Here is a 1,026-nt window from a genome sequence, read left to right on the forward strand (position 1 = left end):
CTTTCGGCCATGACGGTGAAGACCGATCGGAAGGATGCACGCGGCATCGCCCAGCTGCTTCGGATGGGCTGGTACCGCCCGGTGCATCGGAAGTCGCCCGGGGCCCAGGAGGTGCGCGCGCTGCTGGTCGGACGCAAGCTGCTGCAGAGCAAGCTGCGGGATGTTGAGCTCAGCATCCGCGGCATTCTGCGGGGCTTCGGCTTCAAGGTAGGCGAGGTCAGCAAGGCCAAGTTCGCAGCCCGGATCCGGGAGCTCGCAGCCGGCCATGAGATGCTGGAGACGGTCACCGGCGCGATGCTGACGGCGCGAGAGGGTCTGCTGGCGGAGTTCATGCGGCTGCACCGGCGCATGCTGGCGATCGTGCGCGCTGATGAGGTCTGTCGGCGGCTGATGACGGCGCCAGGCGTGGGGGCGCTGGTGTCGATCACCTTCAGGACGGCGGTGGACGATCCGGGCCGGTTCAGTTCATCCAAGGCGGTAGGCGCGCATTTCGGGCTCACGCCGAAGCGCTACCAGTCGGGCGAGACGGACGTGACCGGTGGGATCAGCAAGGTGGGCGACGCCATGGTGCGCACCGCACTCTATGAGGCCGCCAATGCGGTGCTGAGCCGCCCGACGCGCTTCTCCGCGCTCAAGCGCTGGGCGATGGAGGTTGCCAAGCGCCGGGGCCTGAAGCGGGCCAAGGTGGCGCTGGCCCGTAAGCTCGGGAGCGTCCTCCATCGCATGTGGGCCGATGGCACGGAGTTCCGCTGGGGCAAGGAGGCGCAGGCAGCCTGATACAGCGCGGAGAGGATGGAGCTTCGGGCAGGACGGGTCAGTCCGATCCTGCTCGTCTGAGGTCCCGTCGCCGGGACGCGGGAGGCAGTGAGGCCGGGAGTAGTGCTGTGGAAACCCCCTGGGGCGAACCACGCGTCTTAGATTGGCCCGCTGGCTCCTTTCTGACCGCATGATGTGGCGGCCTCGTGCCGACCACGGACGGAAGCATGACACCGGCGACGTGGTACTCACTCGAGGGGCTTGACGCCC

Annotated in this window: 1 protein-coding gene; it reads left to right on the top strand. The window is 68.0% G+C overall.

The window, feature by feature from the left end; translation table 11 throughout:
* Positions 1-777: IS110 family RNA-guided transposase (locus ACO1BU_RS37560; protein WP_424140933.1), on the top strand; the 777-nt coding region annotated here is incomplete at its 5' end.
* Positions 778-1,026: the final 249 nt, after the last annotated feature.

Source organism: Roseomonas chloroacetimidivorans, assembly GCF_049629625.1.
Classification (GTDB): Bacteria; Pseudomonadota; Alphaproteobacteria; order Acetobacterales; family Acetobacteraceae; genus Roseomonas; species Roseomonas chloroacetimidivorans.